17 protein-coding genes, 5 pseudogenes and 1 other annotated feature are annotated in these 26,385 nt (G+C 69.4%); of the genes and pseudogenes, 9 read left to right on the forward strand and 13 right to left on the reverse strand.

All coding sequences use genetic code 11. From position 1 onward, the window contains the following. Positions 1 to 165: 165 nt before the first annotated feature. From glgX to aceE, 10 genes and pseudogenes are all read right to left on the reverse strand, one after another. Positions 166 to 2,340: a glycogen debranching protein GlgX gene (gene glgX / locus G4Q83_RS15140; RefSeq protein ID WP_128419401.1), complete on the reverse strand. Its 2,175-nt coding sequence runs from the start codon at positions 2,338 to 2,340 to the stop codon at positions 166 to 168. 9 nt (positions 2,341 to 2,349) lie between these two features. After that, positions 2,350 to 2,538: a DUF2934 domain-containing protein gene (locus G4Q83_RS15145; RefSeq protein ID WP_128419402.1), complete on the reverse strand. Its 189-nt coding sequence runs from the start codon at positions 2,536 to 2,538 to the stop codon at positions 2,350 to 2,352. A 10-nt stretch (positions 2,539 to 2,548) separates the two neighbouring features. Then, entirely contained in the window at positions 2,549 to 5,170 is a 2,622-nt protein-coding gene (gene treY, locus G4Q83_RS15150; protein WP_128419403.1) for a malto-oligosyltrehalose synthase, read from the reverse strand. Continuing rightward, a complete protein-coding gene (locus G4Q83_RS15155) occupies positions 5,167 to 7,125 on the reverse strand; it encodes a 4-alpha-glucanotransferase (RefSeq protein WP_128419404.1) in 1,959 nt (652 codons plus the stop codon). Before G4Q83_RS15155 ends, treY begins: the two co-directional genes overlap by 4 nt. A gap of 154 nt (positions 7,126 to 7,279) precedes the next feature. Beyond that, the gene (gene treZ / locus G4Q83_RS15160) at positions 7,280 to 9,067 is read right to left on the reverse strand and encodes a malto-oligosyltrehalose trehalohydrolase (protein WP_185817228.1); all 1,788 of its coding nucleotides are present in this window, start codon (positions 9,065 to 9,067) and stop codon (positions 7,280 to 7,282) included. Between the two features lie 7 nt (positions 9,068 to 9,074). Further along, complete coding sequence (glgB, locus tag G4Q83_RS15165; protein ID WP_128419406.1) at positions 9,075 to 11,318, reverse strand: 1,4-alpha-glucan branching protein GlgB; 2,244 nt, start codon at positions 11,316 to 11,318, stop codon at positions 9,075 to 9,077. Beyond that, positions 11,315 to 12,886 carry a glycogen synthase GlgA gene (glgA, locus tag G4Q83_RS15170; RefSeq protein ID WP_128419407.1) on the reverse strand — a complete coding sequence of 524 codons (1,572 nt, stop codon included), beginning with the start codon at positions 12,884 to 12,886 and terminating at the stop codon, positions 11,315 to 11,317. The genes glgB and glgA overlap by 4 nt, the downstream gene beginning before the upstream one ends. A 596-nt stretch (positions 12,887 to 13,482) precedes the next feature. After that, positions 13,483 to 14,732, reverse strand: a pseudogene (locus G4Q83_RS15175) (IS3 family transposase). After that, positions 14,329 to 14,445 (reverse strand) — a sequence feature (AL1L pseudoknot). It overlaps the preceding pseudogene by 117 nt. Positions 14,733 to 14,944: 212 nt before the next feature. Continuing rightward, positions 14,945 to 15,181 (reverse strand): annotated as a pseudogene (locus G4Q83_RS15180) (IS5/IS1182 family transposase); the annotation flags it as partial. 222 nt (positions 15,182 to 15,403) lie between these two features. After that, positions 15,404 to 18,094: a pyruvate dehydrogenase (acetyl-transferring), homodimeric type gene (aceE, locus tag G4Q83_RS15185; protein ID WP_128419408.1), complete on the reverse strand. Its 2,691-nt coding sequence runs from the start codon at positions 18,092 to 18,094 to the stop codon at positions 15,404 to 15,406. A gap of 190 nt (positions 18,095 to 18,284) precedes the next feature. On the opposite strand from aceE, the pseudogene G4Q83_RS15190 reads away from it, so the two are divergent. The 3 genes and pseudogenes from G4Q83_RS15190 to G4Q83_RS15200 all read left to right on the forward strand — a co-directional run. Then, a pseudogene (locus tag G4Q83_RS15190) lies at positions 18,285 to 20,277 on the forward strand (SpoIIE family protein phosphatase); the annotation flags it as partial. Further along, positions 20,255 to 20,695 carry an ATP-binding protein gene (locus G4Q83_RS15195; protein WP_128419410.1) on the forward strand — a complete coding sequence of 147 codons (441 nt, stop codon included), beginning with the start codon at positions 20,255 to 20,257 and terminating at the stop codon, positions 20,693 to 20,695. The pseudogene G4Q83_RS15190 and the gene G4Q83_RS15195, both read left to right, overlap by 23 nt. Further along, positions 20,692 to 21,078 carry an STAS domain-containing protein gene (locus G4Q83_RS15200; RefSeq protein ID WP_128419411.1) on the forward strand — a complete coding sequence of 129 codons (387 nt, stop codon included), beginning with the start codon at positions 20,692 to 20,694 and terminating at the stop codon, positions 21,076 to 21,078. The genes G4Q83_RS15195 and G4Q83_RS15200 overlap by 4 nt, the downstream gene beginning before the upstream one ends. A 196-nt stretch (positions 21,079 to 21,274) precedes the next feature. On the opposite strand, the gene G4Q83_RS23500 is transcribed toward G4Q83_RS15200, so the two are convergent. Then, on the reverse strand, positions 21,275 to 21,631 hold the full coding sequence (locus G4Q83_RS23500) for a hypothetical protein (protein WP_246432112.1): 357 nt from the start codon (positions 21,629 to 21,631) through the stop codon (positions 21,275 to 21,277). Between G4Q83_RS23500 and G4Q83_RS15205 the strand changes: the two are divergent. The 6 genes and pseudogenes from G4Q83_RS15205 (at position 21,569) to G4Q83_RS15225 (ending at position 24,890) form a co-directional block, all read left to right on the forward strand. Continuing rightward, positions 21,569 to 21,989: pseudogene (locus G4Q83_RS15205) on the forward strand (PadR family transcriptional regulator). The gene G4Q83_RS23500 and the pseudogene G4Q83_RS15205 sit on opposite strands and share 63 nt — an antisense overlap. 51 nt (positions 21,990 to 22,040) lie before the next feature. Continuing rightward, positions 22,041 to 22,277: a siderophore-interacting protein gene (locus G4Q83_RS24685; protein ID WP_386273054.1), complete on the forward strand. Its 237-nt coding sequence runs from the start codon at positions 22,041 to 22,043 to the stop codon at positions 22,275 to 22,277. A gap of 47 nt (positions 22,278 to 22,324) precedes the next feature. Beyond that, positions 22,325 to 22,639, forward strand: a pseudogene (locus G4Q83_RS24690) (SIP domain-containing protein). A gap of 539 nt (positions 22,640 to 23,178) precedes the next feature. Beyond that, positions 23,179 to 24,162 carry a radical SAM protein gene (locus tag G4Q83_RS15215; RefSeq protein WP_128419412.1) on the forward strand — a complete coding sequence of 328 codons (984 nt, stop codon included), beginning with the start codon at positions 23,179 to 23,181 and terminating at the stop codon, positions 24,160 to 24,162. A 9-nt stretch (positions 24,163 to 24,171) separates the two neighbouring features. Beyond that, on the forward strand, positions 24,172 to 24,426 hold the full coding sequence (locus tag G4Q83_RS15220) for a hypothetical protein (protein WP_128419413.1): 255 nt from the start codon (positions 24,172 to 24,174) through the stop codon (positions 24,424 to 24,426). 23 nt (positions 24,427 to 24,449) lie between these two features. Further along, on the forward strand, positions 24,450 to 24,890 hold the full coding sequence (locus G4Q83_RS15225; RefSeq protein WP_128419414.1) for a hypothetical protein: 441 nt from the start codon (positions 24,450 to 24,452) through the stop codon (positions 24,888 to 24,890). A 118-nt stretch (positions 24,891 to 25,008) separates the two neighbouring features. On the opposite strand, the gene G4Q83_RS15230 is transcribed toward G4Q83_RS15225, so the two are convergent. Next, positions 25,009 to 25,644, reverse strand: a complete 636-nt coding sequence (locus tag G4Q83_RS15230; protein WP_128419415.1) for a YceI family protein — start codon at positions 25,642 to 25,644, stop codon at positions 25,009 to 25,011. A gap of 89 nt (positions 25,645 to 25,733) precedes the next feature. Next, the gene (locus G4Q83_RS15235; protein WP_128419416.1) at positions 25,734 to 26,324 is read right to left on the reverse strand and encodes a malonic semialdehyde reductase; all 591 of its coding nucleotides are present in this window, start codon (positions 26,322 to 26,324) and stop codon (positions 25,734 to 25,736) included. Positions 26,325 to 26,385 lie beyond the last annotated feature (61 nt).

Below are 26,385 nucleotides of genomic sequence, written 5' to 3' on the forward strand. Positions count from 1 at the left end.
GACGGCACGCTTCAGCAGCAGCGTCGGCCGTGGCCGGCGCAGCGGCCGGCGGGCGCGTGTCGAGCGGCAGCGCTCGGGGCCGGCGCCCCTCCTGCAAGGCGGGTATCGCCTCGGTCGGCGGGACACCCGTCCGCGCCGGCGCTTCCCATCCTGCCGGCGGCGCATTCACGCCGTCGGCGGCGGCGCGGGGGCGGCGTTCTGGTGCTGGGCCGCGGCGGCCTTGCCGTCGCGCTCGGCCGCCAGCAGGGCCAGCGAATAGCCCATGCCGTGCCATTGCGAACCGCAGGGAAGACCATGCGCGTGGTCGCGCTCGGCGGTATCGATCAGCACACGCCAATGCTCGCCCTCGACCAGCGGCAGGGTGAATGCGACATCCTCGGCGGCGCCGTTGACGATCATCAGCAAGGTCACGTTCGATCCCGCCTGGCGCAAGCCGCTGGACGGCGCGCGGCCGTCCAGGCGCATCATCAGCGCCCGCGCGTGCGGGTCGTGCCAGGACGCTTCGGTCATTTCCTCGCCGTCCGGCGCCAGCCAGCTCACATCCTTGATGCCCAGCTCTTCGTCGTAGGCGCCGTCGAAGAAGCGCGCGCGGTGCAGCAGCGGGTAATGCGCACGCAGATGGGTCAGGCGGGTCACGAACTCGGTCAGCGGCTGGGCGCGCTCGCCGCTCTCCCAGTTCAGCCAGGTCAGCTCGTTGTCCTGGCAGTAGGTGTTGTTGTTGCCGCCCTTGCTGCGCCCGAACTCGTCGCCGGCCAGCAGCATCGGCGTGCCCTGCGACAACAGCAGCGTGGCCAGCATGTTGCGCATCTGCCGCAGGCGCAGCGCGTTGATCTGCGCGTCGTCGCTCTCGCCTTCCACCCCGTAGTTGGCCGAGATGTTGTTGTCCGAGCCGTCGCGGTTGTCCTCGCCGTTGGCCTCGTTGTGCTTGTGCGCGTAGCTGACCAGGTCGTGCAGGGTGAAGCCGTCGTGGGCGGTGACGAAGTTGACCGAGGCGGTGGGACGGCGCCCGCGATGATTGAACAGGTCGGCCGAGCCGGTCAGGCGCGTGGCCAGTTCGGCCAGTTGGCCTTCGTCGCCGCGCCAGAACGCGCGCACGTTGTCGCGGAACTTGTCGTTCCACTCCGACCAGCCCGGCGGGAAGCCGCCGACCTGGTAGCCGCCCGGGCCCACGTCCCACGGCTCGGCGATCAGCTTGACCTGGCTCAGCAGCGGATCCTGGCGGCAGGCGTCGAGGAAGCCGCCCTTGGGGTCGAAGCCGTGATGCTCGCGGCCGAGGATGGTGGCCAGGTCGAAGCGGAAGCCGTCCACGTGCATCTCCGACACCCAGTAGCGCAGCGAGTCGTTGACCATGCGCAGCGCGCCGGCGTTGGTCAGGTCGAAGGTGTTGCCGGTGCCGGTGTCGTTGATGTAAAAGCGCCGGTCCTGCGCCAGGCGGTAGTAGCTGGCGTTGTCGATGCCCTTGAACGACAGCGTCGGCCCGAGCTCGTTGCCTTCGGCGGTGTGGTTGTAGACCACGTCCAGGATCACCTCCAGCCCGGCATGGTGCAGCCGCGCCACCATCTGCTTGAACTCGGCCACGGTGCGCGTGGCCATGTAGCGCGGCTGCGGCGCGAAGAAGCCGATGGTGTTGTAGCCCCAGTAGTTGCGCAGGCCCTGCTTGAGCAGGTATTCGTCGTCGACGAAGGCGTGCACCGGCAGCAGTTCCACCGCGGTCATGCCGAGCCGCTTGATGTGTTCCACCACCTCGTCCACCTTGAGCCCGGAGAAGGTGCCGCGCCAGGCCTCGGGCACCGCCGGGTGGCGCATGGTGGTGCCGCGCACGTGGGTCTCGTAGATCACCGTGCGGTCCCACGGCGTCTGCAGGCGCTGGTCCTTGCCCCAGGTGAAGGCCGGATCGATCACTGCGCTCTTGGGCACGTAGGCGGCGCTGTCGCGGCGGTCGAAACTCAGGTCCGCGTCCTTGTGCCCGATGGTGTAGCCGAACAGCGCCGGCGCCCATTTCAGCTCGCCGACCAGTTGCTTGGCGTAGGGATCGAGCAGCAGCTTGTTGGGATTGAAGCGGTGCCCGGCATCGGGCGCGTAGGGACCGTACACGCGGTAGCCGTACAACTGGCCGGGCCGCGCGTCGGGCAGGTAACCGTGCCAGATCTCGTCGGTGTACTCGGGCAGCGCGATGCGCTCGACCTCGCGGCCGCGCTCGTCGAACAAGCACAGCTCCACCTTGGTGGCATTGCTCGAGTACAGCGCGAAATTGACTCCCAGGCCGTCCCAGGTGGCGCCGAGCGGATACGAGCGGCCTTCGCGGATGCGGGAGCGGCGGGCGAGATTGCGAGGCGGCATGCAGAATCCTTACAACGTGGCAGGGCCGTTGCCGGCCGGGGAAAGCGGATGGTCTTGCGGATCGGCGCGGGCTTCGGCGTCGACCAGGCGTTCGGCCATGGCCCAGTGGCGGGCGGCGCGGCCGTCGGGCCGGCCTTCGGCTTCCCAGATTTCGTGTGCGAGTTGTTCGATGCGGCGCTTGCGCGTTTCTGCGTCCATGGCGGTCTTGTCAGGGGAAGGTGGCCAGCACGGCCACCGGGAAGTCGGCGAGCAGGTCCGCCAACGGCGTCGATGCCGAGACCGCGAGCGACCGCCCACCCAACACGTGCCGGTACTGTGCCGCGGGTAGCGTCAGAACTGTGTTACGCCAGTCCAGCGACGCGCACAGCGGCGCAGCCGGATCCAGCGCCCGCGCCGCTGCGGCCAGGCGCGGCACCACCACCGCCAGGGTCTGGCCCTCGTGCTCGCGCAGGAAACCGAGCACGTGCCCGGCATGCGCTCCCTGCGCGTGCAGCGGACGATAGCTGCCGTGCACGAACAGCGCCGGATGCGCACCGCGCAGCTGCAGCAACCGTGCGCTCAGCCACGCCTTGACCTGGCCGCTGTGCCAGTGGCGCAGCAACGCCGCCGCCGGCGTGTCGTCGTGCAGCCAGGCCTGGCGCAGCGCATAGTCGACCGGGCGGCGGTTGTCCGGATCGACCAGCGACAGGTCCCAGCCCTCGCTGCCCTGGTACAGGTCGGGCACGCCGGGCACGGTCAGGCGCAGCGTGGTCTGCACCAGGCTGTTGAGCGCGCCGGCCGGCGCCAATGCGGCCGCGGCCTGGGCCAGCGCCTCGCGTAGCGGCGCGCCGGCCGGCGCCAGCAGTACCGCCTCCAGCAGCGCGCGCGCGTCGCGTTCGTAGGCCTCGTCCGGCCAGGTCCAGTAGCTGCGCAGCTTGGCTTCGCGCGCGGCCTTCAACTGCCAGGCGCCCAGGCGCTCGGCGTAGTCGGCCAGCCCGTCCGCATCGTCGCCGGCCAGCGCCAGCGGCCACGCGGCGACCAGCATCTGCCACAACATCAGGACCTCGCCGGGCAACGGCGCGAGGCTGCCCGCCGGCAGCAGGTCGGCGGACAGGGCCTGGAATCGCGCCACCTGCTCGGCCCACCACGGCGCCTGCGCGCTGAGCACGGCCAGGCGCATGCGCAGGTCTTCGCCGCGCTTGTGGTCGTGGGTGGCGGTGGCCAGCAGCGCGCGCGGGTGGCGCTGCGCGCGCGCTGCGTTGGCGGCGTGGAACGTGGCCGGCGCCAGCGCGAACACGCCCGGGTCGCTGCCGACCTCGTTGCGCGACAGCAGCACGCCGTGGCGGTAGAACGCGGTGTCTTCGACCGACTTGGCGTTGAGCGGCGCCGACAACTGCTCGATGCGCCGGCGTACGATGCGCCGCACCGCCACCTGCGCATTGCCGACGCCGCGGCCGGCGCGGCTCCAGCGTTCGATCGCGTCGATCGCCGCGCAGATGCGCGGCTCGGCGCCGGCGCGCGCGCGCTGCGCGGCGTGCGCCAGGCGTGCCGCATCGGTCTCGTCCAGGCCGTCCGCTCCGGCGTAGGTGCGGTACACCTCGAACTGCCGCAGCAAGGCCGCCAGCCCCTGCGCGAGCATCTGCGGACTGAATTCGCGGGTCGCCGGATCCAGGTGCGCGGCGGCCGACAGCGCCTGCACGGTACGCACGAACTCGGCCTGCAGCGAGCCCTGCAGGATCTCGTCGCGCGCGGCGCGCTGCTCCTGACCAAAGTCGCCGCTGCGGCCGGTCTGCCGGCGCCACAGCGCGGTCAATGGCGCGGCGCCGGCCGGGTCGTGCAGCACCCCGGCGACCTGGTCCATGAAGTCGTAGCCGGTGCTGCCGTCGCACGGCCAGTCGGTGCGCAGGACCTCCTGCGGCGCCAGGATCTTCTCGATGTACAGCGCGATGCCGCCGGCGCCGATGCCGCGGCGGCGCCCGGCGCGGTCCAGCTGCGCACGCAGCCGCTGCACATAGGCGGTGGGATCGGCCAGGCCGTCGACATGGTCCACGCGCACGCCGTCGAGGTGGCCTTCGGCGACCAGTCGCAGCGGCAAGGCATGCACCGCGGCGAACACGTCGTTCTGCTCCACGCGCAGCGCCGCCAGCGAGGTGATGTCGAAGAAGCGGCGGTAGTTGAGCATGTCGTTGCCGACCCGCCACCACGCCAGCCGGTAGCACTGGCGTTCGAGCAGCCGGTGCAGGGCGTCGTCGCCCAGCCGCACGGCCTCGTTGAGCCGTGCCGCCCAGGCCTGGCGCGCGGCCGGCGGGTCCTGGGCGACGGCGCCTTCCAGGCGGATCGGGAAACGCTGGTCGTGGTGCTCCAGGTGCGCCTCACCGTCTTCGCCCACCCGCAGCTGCAAGGCCCCTTCGTTCAGCGCCTGCGCATACGGCCGGTCCAGCACCGGCAGCCACAGCTTGCCGTCGCGCCCGGGGGCGCGCCAGTCGATGTCGAACCAGCCGGCATGGCGGCTGCGCCGGCCGTGCTTGAGCACGTCCCACCACCACGGATTGGCGGCGTGCGCGGCCATGTGGTTGGGGACGATGTCCAGGACCAGACCCATTCCGTGGGCGCGCACGCGCTCGGACAGGTGCAGCAGCGCCGGCTCGCCGCCGAGTTCGGGATTGACCTGGCGCGGGTCGGTGACGTCGTAGCCGTGGGTGGAACCGGGCACGGCGGTGCCGATCGGCGACAGGTACAGGTGGCTGATGCCCAGGCCGGCGTAGTACGGCACCTGCGCGGCGGCGTCGAGCAGGGTGAATCCGGCGTGCAGTTGCAGGCGGGCGGTGGCGCGCAGCGGGGTGAGGCTCATGCGTCGGTTCCTTGCGCAGTGGCGGCGGTGCGGCGTGCATGCGCGAACGCGTCCAGGCGAGTGCCGAGCGGCGCGCTGGCGGCCGCCGTGTCCGGCGACGGCACACGCCGCCGCCAGTTCGGATGGCCATCGACGGTGCCTGGCAGGTTGGGTTGCTGGTCCAGGCCCAGCGCGTCCTCGGCCGGCAGCAGCGCCAGCGGCGAAGGCGTGGCGGCGACGAAGCGCAGCGCGTCCAGTTCGGGGGCCTGCGCCTGCGCCTGCGGCAGCGACGCAGCGACCGCGGCGTCCATGCGCGCCACGTCGGCAGCGCGAGTCAGATGGTCGGCGCGTTGTTGCGCGGCGTCGGACAGCTGCAGGCGCCGCCGCCAGTCGATGTCCTCGCCGCGGCGCCAGCCGTGCAGCGTCGGCAGGTCGTGGGTGGTGGTGGTGGCGATCGCATCGCCGCGCCAGCGCGACGGCGCAAGGAACGCGCCCTGCGCGTCGCGGGTGAACAGCAGCACGTCGATGCCCATGACCCCACGCTGCGACAACTCGGCGCGGATGCCGTCCGGCACCACGCCCAGGTCTTCGCCGATCACGATCGCGCGCTGCCGCCACGATTCCAGCGCCAGCAGCCGCAGCAGGTCGTGCAGCGGATAGCGCAGGTACACGCCGTCGGCGGAGCCGGCGCCGCGCGGGATCACCCACAGCCGCAGCAGGCCGAGGATATGGTCGATGCGCACGCCGCCGCGGTCGCGCAGCACCGCGCGCAGCAATTCGATGAAAGGCGCATAGCCGCTGGCGCGCAAGCCGCCCGGCGAGTAGCCGCCGATGCCCCAGGCCTGGCCGTCGCCGTTGAACGCGTCCGGCGGCGCGCCCAGTTCCAATCCGGCCAGCACCGCCTGCGGCCATGCCGCGGCTTCGGCGCCGGCGGGATCGAAGCCCACCGCCAGGTCGGCGATCAGGCCGATGCCCATGCCGGCGGCGCGCGCCTGCCGCTGCACCCCGGCCCAACTGCGTGCGGCCAACCATTGCGCGAAGCCATGCAGAGCCGGATCGGCATCGCCAAAATCGCGTGCGGCGAATGCGGCGTAGTCGCGCAGCGCGGCGCCGCGTTCGTGTTGGAACGCAGCGAAATCGGCATGCAGCGCGGCATCGGCCTGGGCGAAGTCGACATGCAACTGGCGCAGCCACTGCCACTTCGCCGCAGCCGAGGCGGGCCAGTCGATCAACGGCCGCGTTTGCGCCTCGGCGAAGGCCTGTTCCAGGCCGGCCGCGTGCATGGCGCGTTGCGCCGCGGCGGCACCGAGCACGCGCGCCGGCGCGGCCTGCAGCGGATCCAGGAAGCGGCGATCGCCGGGCGAATACGGGCTGTAGTGCGCGCCGATCGGCCGCGCCGCATGCACCGGGCTCAGCGCGAGCGCATCGCCGCCGGCAGCGGCGATGCGCTCGGCCCAGGCGGCGACGCCGTCGGCATCGCCGATGCCGGCGTCGCGCGGGCCTTGCGCCGAATACACCTGCAGCGACAGGCCCCAGCGCCGCGGTGCAGATTCGCCGACCGCCTCGGCGACGCCATAGCAGCGCGTCGGCGCCAGCGCCAGCGTGGTGTGCCGGTCGCCGTGCTGCAGGGTCCAGTAGCCGTAGACGTCGAGCGCTGCGACGCGCCCGTGCGCATCGAAGCGGCCGTCGCGGCGGCGGCCGTCTTCGTGCTCGAGCCGGTACGCCGCGCCGGGCGGGCCGCCGGCGTCGATCGGGGTGCCGAGGTCGGCAGTCAACAGCGGCGCGGCGGTACCGGTGGCTTGCAACCGGCGCAGGCTGTCGCGGCAGGCGGCGGCGTCGTGCGCGTCCAGGCCGAGCGCGCCGAGCGCGCTGCGCAAGGAGTCGTCGCCGACCATGTGCGGCGTGTCGGACGCGTCGATCCAGTCGACCAGCAGGCCGGCGGCCGACGCCAGGGTGTGCAGGGGGGTATCGGTCATGGACGAGTCGGGGCCGCGGCAGTGAGGGAAGGAGGACACCCGGCCGCCGCTGCGCTTGCCGCGCACCGGAAGGGCGGGCGCGCGGGCGCGGGCGACGAGCGCAATGGCCAGCTTGCTGGAGGCGCTGTCGCGATGGCGTCGCGACAGCGTGTGCTCACACGGCGGAACCGGGCCGGTAGCGGGCGACGAATGCGTTCGGCGGCAGCTGCGCCGGGTCGTCGCCGGCGTTCTCGGCGTGCACGGTGGCGCCGGGCAGGTCCAGCGCCACCGGCGCATCGCCGAAGTTGGCGGCCACGTGCCATTCGCCGTTGCCCAGGGTCCAGCCCGCGGCCACCGCCTTCGGCCCCAGCGTGCGTGCGCCCACGGCGCGCGCCTGCGCCAGCGTCGGCACCAGGTGCTGCTGGCGCAGCGCCATCAGCGCCGCGAACCAGTCGCGCCAGCGCGCGCCGTCGCCGTGAGTGGCATCGCTGATGTCGGCGATGGACGCTTCGAATGTGCTCAGCGCGTTCGGGTCGGGAATAGTGGCGCGCTGCTGCGGATCGGCGAACGCGGCGAAATGCGCGAACTCGCGGCGCCGGCCTTCGCGCACCGCTTCGTCCAGCGGCGGCCCGAAGTCGGTGAAGAACAGGAACGGGGTGCGGCTGCCCCACGGCTCGCCCATGAAGAACAGCGGGATCATCGGGGTCAGCGCGGTCAGCGCCAGCGCCGCGCGCAGCGCCGGCTCGGGCACCTGGGTGATCAGCCGGTCGCCGCGCGCGCGGTTGCCGATCTGGTCGTGGTTCTGCGCGAAGATCACGAACTTGTGCGGCGGCAGCTGTGCGCTCGGCTCACCGCGCGCATGCCCGCGATGGTCGGCCTGGCCCTGGAAGGCGAAGCCTTCGCCGAGCACCCGGGCCAGGTGGTGTGCCGGCGCATCGGCAAAGCCGGCGTAGTAGCCTTCGTTCTCGCCGGTCAGCAGCACGTGCAGGCTGTTGTGGAAATCGTCGTCCCATTGCGCGCTGTAGCCGCGCTCCAGCACGCTGGCCTGGTTGGCCTCGTTCTCGAGCACCAGGTGCACGTGGCGCCCGGCTGGGACGCTGGCCATGATCGCCTCGCGCAGCGTGTCCAGGAACGCGTTCGGCACGATCGCGTGCACCGCGTCCAGGCGCAGGCCGTCGAAGCGGTACTCGTGCAGCCACATCAGCGCGTTGTCGATGAAGTAGCGCTGCACCGGCGCCAGCCGGAAATCGATCGCCGCGCCCCACGGCGTCGGCGTGTCGGCGCGGAAGAACGGCGACGCGTACTGCTCCAGGTAATTGCCGTCCGGACCGAAGTGGTTGTAGACCACGTCCAGGAACACGCTCAGGCCCAGGCCGTGGGCTTCGTCGATCAGCGCCTTCAGTGCGTCGGGATGGCCGTAGGCGGAGGCCGGCGCGTACGGCAGCACGCCGTCGTAGCCCCAGTTGTGCTTGCCGGGGAACGCGGCCAGCGGCATCAGCTCGATCGCGGTGACGCCCAGTGCCGCCAGCGTCGGCAGCTGCGCGCGCAGTCCGGCGTAGCCGCCACAGGCGCCGACATGCAGTTCGTAGAACACCGTTTCGGCCCACGGCCGGCCGCGCCAGTCGTCGTGGCGCCAGCGATGGCCGTCGCTGCCCAGCACCGCGCTGGACCCGTGCACACCGTCGGGCTGCCAGCGCGAGGCCGGATCCGGGACCGGCTGGCCGCCGTCGATCGCGTAGCGGTAGCCGGTGCCCGCGGCACAGTCCACGGTGGCGGCGAAGTAGCCGTCCGCCGCCGCGGCCAGCGGATGCCGGGCGCCGTCGTCGAACACCAGTTCCACGCTGGTCGCGTCCGGCGCCCACAGTGCGAACGCGACCGCGCCGGTTGCGCTGGGCCAGGCGCCGTGGCGCAGCGCGGCGGCGTCGCCGGCATGTCCGGCATGTGGTGTTGCGGTCGTTGCCATGTTCAATTCAATGCTCCGCTTGCAGCCAAAGGGTGGACAGCGGCGGCAGGGTCAGCGCCAGCGATTGCGCATGCCCGTGCATCGGCTGCGGCACGCTGTGCAAGGCGCCGCCATTGCCCTGGTTGGAACCGCCGTAGTGGGCGCTGTCGCTGTTGAGGATCTCGCGCCACTGGCCGCCGCGCGGCACGCCGAGGCGGTAGCCGTGATGCACCGCCGGGGTGAAGTTGCTCACTGACAGCAACGGCGGCGCCCCACCGGCGCGGTCGTGGCGCACGAACCCGAACACGCTGTTGCGGTGGTCGTCGGCGACGCTCCATTCGAAGCCGTCCGCGGTACGGTCGCTGCGGTACAGCGCCGGCTGCGTGCGCAACTGCCGGTTGAGGTCGCCGACCAGCCGCGCCACGCCGCGGTGCTCCTCGCGCTGCAGCTGCGCCCAGTCCAGCGCGTGGTCGTGGTCCCAGTCCTGCCATTGCCCGAACTCGCCGCCCATGAACAGCAGCTTGCGCCCCGGGTGCGCCCACATGAAGGCCAGGTAGGCGCGCAGGTTGGCGAAGCGCTGCCAGGTGTCGCCTGGCATCTTGGCCAGCAGCGAACCCTTGCCGCGCGTCACTTCATGGTGCGACAGCGGCAGCACGAAGTGTTCGGAGAACGCGTACACCAGGCCGAAGCTCATCTCGCTGTGATGGTGCTGGCGGTGCAGCGGGTCGCGCCGCAGGTAGCTCAGCGTGTCGTGCGCCCAGCCCATGTTCCATTTGTGGCTGAAGCCCAGGCCGCCCTGCTCCGGCGGCGCGGTCACGCCCGGCCACGCGGTGGATTCCTCGGCCATCACCCGCACCCCGGGAAAGCGTTGCGCGATCTCGCCGTTGAGCCGGCGCAGGAACGCGATCGCTTCCAGGTTCTCGGGCCCGCCCTGAAGGTTGGGCACCCATTGGCCCTCATTGCGGCCGTAGTCGCGGTACAGCATCGAGCCGACCGCGTCCACGCGCAGGCCGTCGACGTGGAAGCGCTCGATCCATTCCAGCGCGCTGCCGATCAGGTAGGCGACGACTTCGGCGCGGCCGTGGTCGTAGACCTGCGTGTTGCACGCGCGGTGCAGGCCTTCGCGCGGATCGGCGTGCGCGTACAGCGCGGTACCGTCGAAGTGCTGCAGGCCGTGCGCGTCGTCGGGGAAGTGCGCACTGACCCAATCCAGGATCACGCCGATCCCGGCCTGATGGCAGGCGTCGACGAAGCGCGCGAAACCGTCCGCCTCGCCATGCCACACGGTCGGTGCGTACAGGCCCAGCGGCGGGTAGCCCCAGGAGCCGCCGAACGGATGTTCGGTGATCGGCAGCAACTCGACATGGGTGAAGCCCAGCTCCTGCACGTACGGGATCAACTGCGCGGCCAGCGCATCCCAGTGCAGCGGCTGGCCGTGCGCGTCGTGGCGCCAGGAACCGGTGTGCAGCTCGTAGATGCTCATCGGCTGCGCGGCGCCGGCGCGCGCGGCGCGCTGCGCCAGCCAGGGCGCATCGTGCCAGGCGAAGGCGGCGGCGCCTGGCACCACCGAGGCGGTTGCGCGCGTGCTGTGCCGCGCGACCGGGTCGGACTTGCGCGGCAGCGGCGTGCCGTCGGCGCCGAGGATCTCGTACTGGTAGTGCTCGCCGCCGCGCAGACCGGGCACGAACAGCTCCCAGACCCCGGCGTCCTGGCGCAGCCGCAGCGGATGCCGGCGCCCGTCCCAGTCATTGAAGTCGCCGACCAGCGCGACACGGCGCGCATGCGGCGCCCACACCGCAAAGCGCACCCCGTGCACCGTGCCGATACGGGTATGGTGCGCGCCCAGCGCGGTGCGCAGCGCGGCGCCGTCGCCCTCGGCCATGCCCTGCAGCCAGGCATCGTCCAGCACCGGGCCGAATGCGTAAGGGTCCGCTGTTTCCTGCACGCGGTCCGGCCACGCGATGCGCAGCCGGTACGGCATCGCCGTCTTCAGTTCACCTTCGAAGATACCCTCGGCATCGGCACTGGCGCGCATCCGCGCCACCAGCTTGCCGCTCTCGTCGAGCAGGCCCATCGCCTCGGCGCCCGGCACCAGCGCGCGGACCCGGATCGCACCGCGCGCATCGGCGTGCGGGCCCAGCCAGGCGAAGGCGTCCACCGCCTCGCCACGTGCCAGCGCCTGCAGCGCCAGCCGGTCGCGCTCCCCGCTCGCCGCTTCCAGCGGCGCGTCCCACACCGGGATCGCGTCCGGCGCCTGTTCCCGTTCGCTCATGCCACCGCCGGGGACGGGGTCGCAGTGCGGTCGTACAGGGCCATGTACTTGCGCCCGGCCAGGTCCCAGCCGCTGGGCCGCAGCATCGCCGCGCGGCGCATCGCCTGCAGCAGGCCGGGCAGGCGGAAGGTGCGGAACACCCGCTGCAGGCAGCGGCGCAGGCCGTCGGCGGACGGGTCCTCGAACAGGAAGCCGGTCACGCCGTCGTCCACGGTGTCGATCAGGCCGCCGGTGGCATGTGCGATCGGCAGGCTGCCAAAGCGCTGCGCGTACATCTGGCTCAGCCCGCAGGGCTCGAAGCGCGAGGGCATCAGCAGAAAGTCCGAGCCGGCGAACATGCGCCGCGCCAGCCGCTCCTCGAACCCGATGTGGGCGCCGACCTGGCCGGGGAAGCGCCGCGCCAGCGCTGCCACCGCTTGCTCGATCTGCGGCTCGCCGCCGCCGATCACCACGATCTGGCCGCCGGCGGCGACGATCTGCGGCGCCACCTCGCAGATCATGTCCAAGCCTTTCTGGTGCACCAGCCGCGACACCACCGCGAACAGGGGGCCGTCGCTGTCGATCAGGCCGAACGCACGGCGCACCTGGGCGGCGTTGTCGCGCTTGCCCTGGACCTGGTCGATACCGAAATGGGTATGCAGGTGATCGTCGGTGCGCGGGTCCCAGCTGGCGTCGATGCCGTTGACGATGCCGCTGAGGCGGCCACTGGCGGCATGGCGGGCGAGCAGCGATTCCAGGCCGCAACCCTGCGCCGGGCCGGTGATCTGCGCGGCGTAGCTGACGCTGACCGTGTTGACATGGTCGGCGTGGACGATGCCGGCGCGCAGGAACGACATCTGCCCGTAGAACTCCAGGTCCTGCAGGCCGTCGTCCGGGATGCCCAGGGTGGAGGCCATCGCGTACGGGAACAGGCCCTGGTAGGCCAGGTTGTGGATGGTCAGCAGGCACGGCGTGCGGCCGCCGGACCAGCGTACGTAGGCGGCGGCCAGCGCGCACGGCCAGTCGTTGAGGTGCAGCAGGTCCGGGTTCCAGTCCAGACCGGCGTGGCCGCCGGCGATCTGCGCAGCGGCATGCGACAGCGTGGCAAAGCGCAGCGCGTTGTCTTCCCAGTCGCGGCCCTCGCTGGACACGTAGGGCGAACCCTGGCGTTCGAACAACGGCGGGCACAGCAGCACGTACACGCACAGGCCGTCGGGGCGTTCCGCGCGGCCCAGCGCGCAGGCCGGCAGGCCGGCGTGGGCGGCGATGTGGCCGACAATCTGCAGCGGGCCGGTCTTGCGCAGCACCGCCGGGTAGCCGGGAATCAGCACGCGGATGTCGCAGCTGCCGCGCAGCGCGCGCGGCAACGCCGCGGCCACGTCGCCGAGGCCTCCGGCCTTGATGAAGTCGGCCATCTCCGAGGTCACGAACAGGCTGGCGCGGCGCGGCGCCGGCTGCAACTTGACGGTTACGTGGGCGGCGCGGACAAAGCGTCCATATGCATCGCGATGGCGTCGCCGGGGCGCGCGCAGGACCGGGTGGGTGTCGCGTTGTCTATCGGGCAGATCGGCGGGTGGGGGGGGCGGCATGGCGATTCCGTCGGGGAGGGAAGGACGGTCACACGGAAAGCTGTTGCCGTCGCGCATCCGCAACGGACGCGCGACGTGAAACCGGAAGGCAAGAAGGGGAACGAGCAGACGAGCAGATCAGCGATCTTTAGTAAATGTACGAACGCCCCGATAAAAAGGGCGTGAAGTGCGCTGTTGTCTACGCCGCGCCGGCGCCACTGGCGCATCGTGATTTCGCCGCAACGCGAGCGGCACACACGCGATAGCCGCCGATGAACCATTTAGCTTCGTTTTCGATGCCGTCGCCGGCCGCGCCCGCCAGTGCGGCCCGCCGGTTGTGCGGTCTTCATCCGTGCTGTACTGCAATGCCGGCATGAACCGATCAGACCAACCCATGCGCCGCGAACTGGACGGCTTCGTGCGGACGCCATGCTCGCCGCGCGCGCGGACGGCGTCCAGCTGGTGAATGACCCATCGGTTTCTGCACAGGTCATGCGGTTAATGTAGCGGCCTGGGTGTCATCAGGTGTCGTCATCTTCAGTGCCTGGTGGGGCCGTTGCCGGTTGTAGAAACCGATCTGAACCGCCCCGACTTTCTTGGAGGCCGTTTGGTTTGAGTCAGGCCGCCTTGGCCTGACCGGCTTGCTGCCGAGGGTAAGCGCTTGGGCTTCCGCTGGCCGGACGTGCCCGATCGGCCCCAGCCGTGGTTTGTGGTTGAACCCGTGCACCCAGTCCAGCGTGGCCAGTTCCACCTGTTCGCGCTTGCGCCACGATCGGCGGTGGATCCCCTCGGCCTTGTACAGGCCATCGATCGTCTCGGCCAGCGCGGTGTGCCCCAAGGGCGGGCTTCGCGCTCGTAGCCATCGCCCACGCTGCCCACCGACGGCGCGATCCCCGCCTCGGTCAGCCGCTCGCTGTCGCGGATGCTCACAGACGGCGAACCGCGGTCGCAGGGGGGGGGATCGGTCCGCCCTCCCGCTGCCGCGCGTGCAGCGCCTGTTCCAGGGCGTCGAGCACGAAGTCCGTCGTCATCGAGCCCGACGCCTGCCAGCCCACGATCCGCCGCACGGACACCTCGATCACCAACGCCACGTACACCCTGCCCTGCCACGTCGAGACATACGTGAAGTCGCTGACTCGCAGCGCATTGGGCCGGTCGGCCTGGAACTGCCGGTTCACCCGGTCCAGCGGACACGGCGGCGCCTTGTCGCTGTGCGTGGTCTTCACTGGCTTGCCAACGACCACGCCACGCAGGTCCAGCCGGCGCATCCGCCGCGCCACCGTGCACCGCGCCACCTGCCAGCCTTCCCGCAGCAACGGCTTGCACCCCTTGCGCACACCGTCGACCTGACGGTTCTCGTCCCGGACACGGCGGATCTGCGCCTCCAGCGCCCGGTCGCGCCAGCAGCGATCCGGGCGAGCGCCGGGATCGGCCTCCCGGGCCGCATGGCTGTAGACCCTCGACCGAGCCATCTCCAACACCCGGCAGATCGGCTCGACTCCGTAGACGTTCCGGTGTTCGCCCACGAACCCGGTCATGGCGTGAAGCGGCGGTCCAGTTCCGCCTGGGCGAAAGACGCCGAGACCTTGCGCAGGCTCTCGTTGGCCTGCCGCAGCTCCCGATTCTCCATTCTCCCGCTCCAGCGCCTTCATCCGCGCTTGCTCCTCCCTCGTCGGCCTGGGCGCAACCCTTGGTCACGCTCGGCCCGGCGCACCCACCAGCGCAGCGTCTCGGCCGTGCACCCGATCTTCCCCGCAATCGACGCGAGCCCCGCCCACGGCGAACTGGGCTCGCCTTGATGCTCCAGCACCATCCCAACTGCCCGCTCCCGCACGTCCGGGGAATGCTTCACTGTCTGCTTGCTCATGACTCCATCCTCTCAACAGTTGGAGCCTCCTGGAATCCCGGGGCGGTTCACGGCGATGCCCTCAGGCGGTCTGGCAGGACGCAGCAGCGGCGCCTTCGCAAGTCATCTCAATGAAATATATGAGTTGTTCGAGGCGCCCTTCAGAGGGACACAGCTGTCGATTTCCACGCAGAACCGTGGCCGCACGTCCTCTGCGGCTGGACCACCAAGGCTCAAAAACCAAGAGCGGCCAACACTCCCTGGAGAAGCCGAAGGCAGATGATGGAGCAAGCAAGAGACAGCGACGCCGGATGGACATCGATGCGTCGTTCGAAGCGGATGCGCAACTTGCCCATGCCTGCGAACCAGACGTGGATGCGCTCGACGACCCAGCGATGACGGCCCAACTGGTCGTTGCGGCAGCGGTCGATGTCATCGGCCTTGTCGGCGGCAGAACGCCGCTGCGGTCGGCGATCGGCGGCATCGCTTGGCGCAGTTACGAAGATATGCGGATATGACTGGCGGCGCATCAAGCAGCCACATCTATGTACTCGACCTGACTCGATGGCACGGAAGCATGTTCGCAGTCCTTGCGAATGCGGGGCCCGCAGGCGGAAGAGCCCCTCTTCCCCCTGCGGGCCCCCTCTCCCACGGGACGGGAGAGGGGCAGAGCGTTATTGCCTGGCGGGTGGTTAGACCCCAACCGGATTCCCCTTCTCCGGATCAATCTTGTACTGCTTGATCGCCCGCGCCACATCCTTGCCGGTCATCTTGCCGTCCTTCGCCAGCGCCGCGATCGCCGCATGCGCGATGTAGTACCGGTCCACTTCGAAGAATCGCCGCAGGTTGGCGCGGGTGTCGGAGCGGCCGAAGCCGTCAGTGCCCAGCACGGTGTAGTGCGCCGGCACGAAGGCGCGGATCTGATCGGCGAAGGCGCGCACGTAGTCGGTGGCGGCGATGGCCGGGCCCTGGCGGGTTTCCAGCAGTTGGGTGACGTAGGGCTTGCGCTGCTCGCCTTCCGGATGCAGGCGGTTCCAGCGCTCGGCGTCGAAGCCGTCGCGGCGCAGTTCGTTGAAGCTGGGGCAGGACCAGATGTCGGCGGTGACGCCGAAGTCCTTGTCCAGCAGTTCGGCGGCGGCGATGGCTTCGCGCAGGATGGTGCCCGAGCCCAGCAGTTGCACGCGCAGTTCGCCCTTCTTGGGCTTGCCGGCGTCGCGCAGCAGGTACATGCCTTTGATGATGCCTTCTTCTGCACCGGCCGGCATTTCCGGGTGGGTGTAGTTTTCGTTCATCAGGGTGATGTAGTAGTACTCGTCCACTTGGTCCTGCATCATCCGCTGCATGCCGTGCTGCATGACCACGGTGACTTCGAAGCCGAAGGTGGGGTCGTAGCTGCGCACGTTGGGGATGGAGCCGGCGATGACCTGGCTGAAGCCGTCTTCGTGCTGCAGGCCTTCGCCGTTGAGCGTGGTGCGGCCGGCGGTGCCGCCGAGCAGGAAGCCGCGGGTACGCATGTCGGCCGCCTGCCAGGCGATGTCGCCCACGCGCTGGAAGCCGAACATGGAGTAGTAGATGTAGAACGGCAGCATCGGCACGTTGCTGACCGAGTAGCTGGTGCCGGCGGCCAGCCACGAGGAGATGGCGCCCGGTTCGCTGATGCCCTGCTGCAGCACCTGGCCGGACTGGTCCTCGCGGTAGAACATCAGCTGGTCGGCGTCCACCGGCTTGTACTTCTGGCCGAACGGGGCGTAGATGCCGATCTGGCGAAACATGCCTTCCATGCCGAAGGTGCGCGCTTCGTCGGCCACGATCGGCACGATGCGCGGGCCCAGGTCCTTGTCGCGCAGGGCGATGTTGAGGCTCTGCACGAAGGCCATGGTGGTGGAGTAGCTGCGCTCGCCGCTGGACTTGAGCAGGCGCTCGTACTTGTCCAGGCCGGGCACGTCGAAGGACTGGTCGGCCTTGCGGCGGCGCTGCGGCAGGTAGCCGCCGAGCGCGGCGCGGCGCTGCTGCAGGTACTGCACTTCCGGCGAGTCCGGGCCGGGGTGGTAGAACGGCACCTGCTCGGCGTCGGCCAGCTGCTTGTCGCTGAGCGGGATGTTGAAGCGGTCGCGGAACGCGCGCACGGCGGCGGCGTCCAGCTTCTTGGTCTGGTGGGTGGGGTTGAGCGATTCGCCCGAGGAGCCCATGCCGTAGCCCTTGACCGTCTTGGCCAGGATCACGGTGGGCATGCCGGCGGTGTTCACCGCCTGGTTGTAGGCGGCGTAGACCTTGTGCGGGTCGTGGCCGCCGCGGTTCAGTCGCCAGATGTCGTCGTCGGACAGGCCGGCGACCATGGCCGCGGTCTCCGGATACTTGCCGAAGAAGTTGGCGCGGGTGTAGGCGCCGCCGAAGGCCTTGCAGTTCTGGTATTCGCCGTCGACGGTCTCCATCATCAACTTGCGCAGCACGCCGTCGGTGTCGCGCGCCAGCAGCGCATCCCAGTAGCCGCCCCACAGCAGCTTGATGACGTTCCAGCCGCCGCCGCGGAACACGCCTTCCAGTTCCTGGATGATCTTGCCGTTGCCGCGCACCGGACCGTCCAGGCGCTGCAAGTTGCAGTTGACCACGAAGATGAGGTTGTCCAGGCCTTCGCGGCCGGCCAGGGCGATGGCGCCCAGGGTTTCCGGCTCATCCGACTCGCCGTCGCCGATGAAGCACCACACCTTGCGGTCGGACTTCTCGATCAGGCCGCGGTGCTCCAGGTACTTCATGAACTGCGCCTGGTAGATGGCGCTGAGCGGGCCCAGGCCCATCGACACGGTGGGGGTCTGCCAGAAGTCTGGCATGAGCCACGGGTGCGGGTAGGAGGAGATGCCCTGCCCGTCCACTTCCATGCGGAAGTGGTCGAGTTGGGTCTCGTTGATGCGGCCTTCGAGGAAGGCGCGGGCGTAGATGCCCGGGGCGCTGTGGCCCTGGATGTACAGCAGGTCGCCGGGGTGTTTGTCGGACGGGGCCCGCCAGAAGTGGTTGAAGCCCACGTCGTACAGGGTGGCGGCCGAAGCGAAGGAGGCGATGTGGCCGCCCAGGTCGCCGGGCTTGCGGTTGGCGCGGACCACGGTGGCCATGGCGTTCCAGCGGATGATCGAGCGGATCTTCCACTCGATGGCCGCATCGCCCGGGCTCTTGGCCTCGTTGGCGGGCGCGATGGTGTTGACGTACTCGGTGGTCGGCGAGAAAGGCAGGTAGGCGCCGGAGCGGCGGGTCAGTTCGACCATGTCCTCGAGCAGCTGGTGCGCGCGCTCGGGGCCAGCGACATCGATGACCGCCTTGAGCGATTCGATCCACTCCTGGGTCTCAGTGGGGTTCGGATCGTTCTGCAGCACCTCGTTCAACCAGTTCATAGCGCTCCCGTCGGTCGCACGCACGCGCGCGATTGCATGTGTTTTTCGAAGCCCCCAAGTGTAGCGCAACCGCTCCGCCGGACCGCGTACGGCGACGTATGGAACGCGCTGTCCTGCGCGCCGGGGCGCGCTTGCGGCGGGGACGCGCGGCTGCGCTTATGATCGGGGCCAAGCCCAACGGAACGCCGCCATCGCCGCCTCGTCGTCAGCGCAGGACGCTTCAGCGGTCGCCTGGCGGCACAGCCTGCGCACGCGGCTGCTGCTGTGGGGCAGCCTGATCCAGTTGGGGCTGCTGCTGGGCCTGGCGCTGCTGTTCTACCTGGGCGCGCGCCAGGTGGTGGTGCGCAACGCACGCGAGGAGGTGGCCGGGCTGACCCGGCAGACCGCGCGCAGCCTGGAGGCGACGCTGGGTTCGGTGCAGGTGAGCGGGCGCACCCTGGCCGCCGGCGCGGCCGCGGTCGGGCGCCAGCCGTTCAACCTGCGCAGCCTGCTGCACGCCACGCTGCAGGGCGATCCGGACATCGCCGGGGCGCTGCTGGTGATCGCGCCGGGCGCGCTGAAGGGCGACGACCGCGGCTTCGCCTGGCGACTGCGGCGCGCGCGCGGCAGCGTGGTCGAGCAGCCGGCCGGGGCGTTGGGCTTCGATTACCGCAGCATGCCGTGGTACCGGCGCGCGTTGGCGGCGCCGGCGCCATGGTGGTCCGAGCCGTACCGCAACGCCGCCACCGGCGACGCCTTCACCACCTACAACCTGCCGCTGCGCCTGCCCGGCGACGGCCCGCAGGCGCGCGCGATCGGCATGGTCAGCGTGGACGTGCCGCTGCAGCGGCTGCAGGCCATCATCGACGAGCTGCCGGCCAATGCCGGGCTGCAACCGATGCTGCTGTCGCCTGACGGGCTGATCGTGCTGCATCCGGACCCGGCGCTGCGCTTCCGCCGCGGCCTGCAGGCGCACGTGGCGCAGGCGCGGCCGGACCTGGCGCCGCTGGCCGCGGCGGTGGCCGCGCATGCGCCGGTGCGCTTCGCCCATGTCGCGCCCGACGGCGAGCGCTACTTGACCCAGAGCGCGGCGGTCGGCGACAGCGACTGGACCTTCGCCCTGACCGCGTCCGAGCGCTACATCGTGGCCGGGCTCAACCGCATTGCGCTGTGGGTGGGGCTGGGCGGCGGCGCCGCGCTGCTGCTGTGGCTGTGGCTGCTGCGCCGCTACACCGCGCGGCTGGTGGCGCCGATCGAGGACCTGACCGACTCGGCGGTGCATTTCGGCCAGGGCGAGTTCGACTATCCACTACGCCATGCGCAGCGGCAGGACGAGGTGGGGGTGATGGCGCGCGCCTTCGACCGCGCGCGCGGCTCGATCAAGCTGCAATTGCAGGAGATCGCCACGCTGGCGCAGGCGCGGCAGCGGATGCAGAGCGAGCTGTCGATCGCGCGCGACATCCAGCGGGCGATGCTGCCGGACGGGCGCACCTTCGACAGCGCGCACAAGCACCTGGAGACCTACGCGCTGCTGGAGCCGGCGACGATGGTCGGCGGCGACTTCTACCAGTTCTTCGAGACCGTGCCGGGGCTGCTGTGGTTCGTGGTCGGCGACGTCTCCGACAAGGGCGTGCCGGCGGCGCTGTTCATGGCACGGGCGATGACCGTGCTGGAGGTGGCCGCGCGCCGCCACGACCGGCCGGACGCGATCCTGATCGCGGCCTCGCAGCGCTTGGTGGAGGGCAACGAGACCTGCATGTTCGCCACCGTGCTGTGCGGGTTGATCGACGTGCACAGCGGCGACTACTGGCTGTCCAGCGCCGGCCACGAGCCGCCGGTGCTGCTAGGCGCCGACGGCCGCGCGCAGCTGCTGGCGGTGGAATCGGGCCCGCCGCTGGGGATCGAGACGCAGACGCACTATCCGGTGCTGCGCGGGCGCCTGGCCGCCGGGGCCACGCTGCTGAGCTATACCGACGGCATCACCGAGGCGATGGACGCGCACGACCAAGCCTATGGCGAGGCGCGGCTGCTGGCCGCGCTGCAGCCCGGCATCGACGCGCAGGCGCAATGCGCGCGGGTGCTGGCCGCGGTGCACGCATTCACCACGGCCGCACCGCAGTCCGACGACATGACCCTGCTGGCGATTCGGTTGCGCCAGGATCCGATGCGGGAGGCAAGCACATGAAACTACGGCTGCAGATGGTGCCGGCGCTGGACACACTGGCGCAGTTGAGCGACACGCTGGAGGCGGCGCTGCTGGGCCATGGCGTGACCCGGGAACACGCGGGCCGGGCACGCCTGATCGTGGAGGAACTGGCCTGCAACACGCTCGAGCACAGCCACCTGGCGGCCGGGCAGCCGCCGCTGGAGGTGGGCCTGCAGGTGGAACGCGGCGCGCTGGTGCTGGAGTTCCGCGACAGCGGCCCGGCCTTCGACCTGCGCACGGCGCCGGCGCCGGACCTGGACGCGGATATCGCCGAGCGCCCGATCGGCGGCCTCGGCCTGCACCTGGTGCGGCAACTGGCCGACCACATCGACTACCGTCACGACGCCGGCCTCAACGTCGTACGCGTCACCCTGCTGCAGCCTTTCGACCCCATCCCCCAGGAGCTTCCCACATGACCACGTTGAGCCTGCAGATCGACCCCGCGCAGGACCGGCGCCAGCGCATCACCCTCAGCGGGCGCCTGGACACGCACACCTACCAGGCCCTGGACGAGGCGTTGGCGCCGTTGCTGGCCACCCAGATCACCACCCTGGTGCTGGACCTGTCGCACCTTGACTACATCAGCAGCGCGGGCATCCGCTCGATCTTCAAAGCGCGCAAGGTGCTGGCCACGCGCGACGGCCGGGTGCTGGTGGTCAACCCGCAACCGCAGATCCGCAAGGTGTTCGACCTGGTCAAGGCGGTGCCGTTGAACGAGATCTTCACTTCGGTACAGGAGTTGGACGACTACCTGGACGAGATGCAGCGTCGGGTCCTCGAGGACCGCGATGGCCGCTGAGCCGGGCCAGGGCGCTCCTGCACTGCGGCCGATGCCGACGGCCTCCGAAGCCGGCCCTGGACCGTTCGTCGCGGTTGAAACCGCTTCTACACAAGGCTCGCAGCCGACCCGCCGGGTGCACTGGAGGAGGGACTTCAATCCCGACAGACCGCGAAGCCGGCTGCTGACCAACCCCGCGTCACGACCACCTGGCGCGCTACCGCCCCAGGCACGCCAGCAACAAGCGGCATCCACCCGCCACAGCGGCATCCGGCGTCGCTGAACGATCGCCCGTCCCGCATGCCCAGGCCCCGCCGTCGGCCTTGCCCGCCACTGCACTTCGATATGTCGTTACGCAGCAGTCAGGTAGATCGAAACGATGCCGCGCCCGACCGATCCCAGCCACTGCCACCTGCGGCGCCTGTTCGCCGAGGACGGTCCTGGCCACGGCCCGCACGGCCGCGACGGCGGGCGCCCGCTCGGCCATGGCGATCTGCCCCTGTTGCTGGCGATGATCGAGACCCAGCCGCACCACGGCGACGAACTGATCCGCGCGATCGCCGACCTGTTCCATGGGCTGTACACGCCCAGCCAGCGCCGGCGCCACCTACCCGACCCTGGCGCAACTGGAGGTGCAGGGTCTGGTTCAGGCCGATACCGATACAGGGCGCAAGCGTTACGCGATCACCGCCGAGGGCCTGGGCTTGGTGCAGGCGCAGCGCGCGCAGTTGGATGCGGCGGTGCAGCGTACCCATCATCGCGCCCGCGCGCTGGTGCGCGCCAACGTGCCGACGCCGGTGCGCGATGCGCTGCGCCGGATCAAGCACGCATTACTGGTGCGCCACGACTGCTGGAGCAAGGCGGAGATCGAGCGCGTGGCGCGCCTGCTGGCGCAGACCGCCGACGGCATGGCGCAAGCCGGCGATGACTGAAACCCTGCCGGCGCGGCGCGCGCTCGTTTCCGATGTTCCCGAAGATGCCGCATGACCGCCCATGACGACCGCCTGCTGCGCCACCCGCCGAAGATGCGCCACCTGCACGTGCTGCGCACCCAGCCGCTGACCCCGCATATGCTCCGCATCGTAGTCGTCGGGCCGGCGCTGGACGGCTTCGCCAGCGCCGGGCCAGACGACCGCGGACCGCGGACCGCGTCAAACTGTTCTTCCCCAATGCCGATGGCGCGTTCGTCGCCGCCGACGGCTATGACGCCGACGTACTGATCGGCGACGAGACCGCGCTGCCGGCGATCGGCCGCTGGCGGGAGGAACTGCCGGCCGGCGCGCAGGTGGACGCGCTGATCGAGATCCCGGCTTCACCGACCGACAGGCGTTGCCGTCGCGCGCGCAGGTCCGCATCACCTGGCAGGAGCGCAATGGCGTGCATGTACTGAGCAGCCAGCCAGCTGCTGGAAGACGCGCTCCGCGATTTCGAAGCGCCGGACGGCGACGCGTTCTACTAGATCGCCTGCGAATCGGCACGCGCGCGGATGATGCGCAAGTTCGTCGAAGGCCGCCTCAACGTGCCCAAGGATTGGATCCGCGCGACGGGGTATTGGAAGTCAGGGCGCGAGGAAGAGGGCTGAACGGCGCCGGCTGTAGAGCCAGGCCTGCATGCGCTGAACCAGCAGTAGCAATTGCGAGTCGATGCTTCCCGGTTCCCAGGAACGGGGTTAGCACGACAGCATCGTTATCCGGCCCAAGCCCAAGCAGCGAGCCAAATCATGGCAGCTAATGTAGACAACAACAAAAATATATGACATACATCACAAAATAACATTTGAAGTTTTCTTAGCTTTTTACTGGTCGCGGCGATTTAGACGCAGCGAACCGACTACGGACAGCGCACATGGACAAAGCGTTCCACAATATAGATCCGCGCGGCATTACGTTGAATCCGGACGGATCTATCCACTTTGACAACCATCGACTGCGCGCCGCTGCCATTTCGTCCGCGACAAGCGCGACGATTCGCCCAATGGGTGAAAACGCCGGAAACTGTACGAATTCCGGCACGTGCTCCGGTACCAATTATACCTGTACGAATACCGGCGACTGTTCCAAGGCCTCCAATGTTGGCGTTTGCCTCGTGCGCCAACCCGCCCCTCACGGCTGAGGGGACGCGATGTTAAGCGCCGCGACCGTGGCGGAGGCGCTGTCTCCTCGCATTCTTTCCCTGATTCTTCTTCCGACGGAAAAGTGCAATTTCCGCTGCACCTATTGCTATGAGGATTTCGCGATCGGGCGCATGCAGCCCCCCGTCGTGGGCGGGATCAAGCAACTGATTTCCAGGCGCGCCCCGGCATTGGACAGCTTGAACATCTCCTGGTTCGGCGGCGAGCCTCTGCTGGCGCTTGGGACCGTGCTCGACATCGGTCACCATGCGCATCAGGAATGCGAGCGTCACGATGTGCAGTTCAGCGCAGGCTTCACCTCCAATGGCTACCTGCTCACCCCCGACCTGCTGAGCCAGCTCATTGCGCTGCGCCACCGAGAATTCCAGATCACCCTGGACGGCGACGCCGAATGGCACGACAGAACCCGGATCACAGCCAACAAGAGCGCCACGTTCGAGAAGATCTGGTCCAACCTCATCGCGTATCGCGCTCTGGCTGGAAAATTTTCCATTTCACTCAGGCTGCATGTCCACCAAGACAACGTCGCGTCCGTCAAACGCCTCTACGGCAAGTTGCAACGCGAGCTGCTGGATGACAGCCGGTTCTCTGTCTATTTTCACAAGGTGTCCAACCTCAACGCGACCAGCACGATCAAAGAGACAGTCTTGCCGCGCGACCGCTATCTGGACGCGATCGCCTACATTACCGACCAGGGCAACGGCCGCACCGGATCAGGCAAGGCGATTTCGGAAGAACACCTGGACGGTTATATCTGCTACGCCGCAAAGCCCAACTCGCTCATGATTCGCGCCAACGGCCGAATCGGCAAATGCACGGTGGCACTGAACGACGACCGCAACGATTTAGGGCAACTCCATTCGGATGGAACGATCGATGTAGCGAACGACAAGCTGCGCCGGTGGATGAGCGGCTTTTCCGACCTGTCCGAACAGACGCTGGGCTGCCCGCTTGCCAGCCTGTCGCGCACCTGAGGAGGATCCATGCCTATCCGCATCAGCCCAGACAGGATTTCACTGAATAAGGATGCAGAGATCCAGTTCGAGGATGCCGATACAGCGTCGGCCATCGAAGCACTGGCGACGCAGCGCTTCGGGCCGATGGCGACCAACGAGGTCTGCAATGGCACCAATCCATCTTGCACGAACACGAAGAATTGTTCATTGGGCAGCAACACCAATTGCAACAACCAAGGCAAGTGTTTTTTCACGCCTGCCCCAGGCCCTGGCCGGGGCTGACCCTCATTTGACAGGTGGACAGCATGACGACTCGCACGAACGACAGCCGCCGCAACTTCCTGATTGGCACTGCCGCCAGTGCAGTCGCCGCAATCGTGCCTGCGGCAGGAAACGCGTCGGCTCTCGCCCAGCCTGGCGCGCAAGTGCGTTCCGCACATCTGGCGCTACCGGAAACTCGGATATTTGCGGTGAAGCTGTTCGGCGACCTGCGCGCGCTGCCCGCGGAGCTGCAACTGATCCCGGGCCAGCTTTCAGACCCAATCGCCCTTCAGGGCAACGACACCTATCGTGTGCGCATCACACCCACCGACATGGTCTCGCGGTTCGGGCCGATCTATTCGCTCGTCCTGTCCGATGCCAAGGGCACTGCGCTGGAACAGATGAACATCGGCAGCGACACCACCGCCGTCTTTCCAAGATTCGGCGTGCAAGCCTACGTGCTCTCGATCGAACAGGCGATGTAGTTCCCCTGTCCTGGGCGCCGACGGCACCGCTTCCATCCTGCCTCCCTCAACAGCAAGCCCGCCATGTGGCGGGCTTGCTGTTCTGCGACGACGCGACGCCATGCAATCGTGCGCAGGCTTACTTCGCGTCCTGCAGCGCCTCGGTGGTGATGCGGATCTTGACCTCGTCGCTGACGTTGGGCACGTACGCGCTCAGGCCGAAATCGCTGCGCTTGATGGTGGTGCTGGCATCGAAGCCCAGCGCCGGCACCTTGCGCATCGGGTGCGGACCGGCGCCGTTGAGGGTCACCGCCAGCACCACCGGCTTGGTCACGCCCTTGATGGTCAGGTCGCCAGCCACGCTCAACTTGTTGGTGCCGGCGGCGGTCACCTTGGTGCTCTTGAAGGTGGCGGTCGGGAACTTGGCGGCGTCGAAGAAGTCGGCGCTCTTCAGGTGCTCGTCGAACTTGGCGGTGAAGCTGTTGAGGCCGGACAGCGGCAGGGTGACCTGGACGCTGGACTTGGCCACGTTCTCGGCGTTGTAGACCAGGCTGCCGTCGACGTCGCCGAAATGCGCGGTGGGGTTGGAGAAGCCGAGGTGGTTCCACTGCACCAGCACGTCGGTGTGCGCCGGGTCGAGCTTGTAGGTGCCGGTGGCGCCCTTGATCGCGGTGGCCGCCGCGGCCGGCGCGGCGACGGCGCTGGTGACGGGCTGGGCGGCGGCGACGGCCAGCGCCAGGGCGAGCGGGAGCAGCAGGGTGCGGGTCTTGTTCATGGGCGGAACTCCTTGGACATCGGATGGTTGGAGAAAACTGCAGCAAACACGGGGACAGCGGCGTGAGGGCGAAGCGGAACGGGGACGGCTTACTCGATGCGCGCGGCTTCGTCGAAACTCAGCCGCGGCAGGCGCGGGAACAGGCCCGCGGGATCGCCATGGCCCAGGTTGACCAGGAAATTGGACTTGATCGCGGTGCCGGCGAAGAAGGCCGCATCGACCTTGGCGTTGTCGAAGCCGGACATCGGGCCGGCATCCAGGCCCAGCGAGCGCGCAGCCAGGATCAGGTAGGCGCCCTGCAGCGAACCGTTGCGCAACGCCGACTCGCTGCGGCCTTCGCGCGGACCGTCGAACCAGCTCTTGGCATCGGCGTGCGGGAACAAGTACGGCAGCTTCTCGTGGAAGTCCTCGTCGTGGGCCACGATCACCGTCACCGGCGCGGCCAGGGTCTTGGCCAGGTTGCCTTCTGACAGCGCCGGCTTGAGCTTTTCCTTGGCCGCGGCCGAGGTCACGAACACGAACCGCGCCGGGCTGCCGTTGGCCGCGGTCGGGCCCCACTTCAGCAAGTCGTACAGGGCGCGCAAGGTGTCCTCGCCGACCGGCGTGTCGTGGAAGGCGTTCTGGGTGCGGGCGGTACGGAACAGCTGATCCAGGGCGGCATCGTGCAGAGCGTCGGACATGCGAAAGTTCCTTTCGTCGTCAGGGGGGAGCCGACGCCGCCAACGGCAGGCGGTCTCGGCG

The organism is Xanthomonas theicola, from assembly GCF_014236795.1.
Classification (GTDB): Bacteria; Pseudomonadota; Gammaproteobacteria; order Xanthomonadales; family Xanthomonadaceae; genus Xanthomonas_A; species Xanthomonas_A theicola.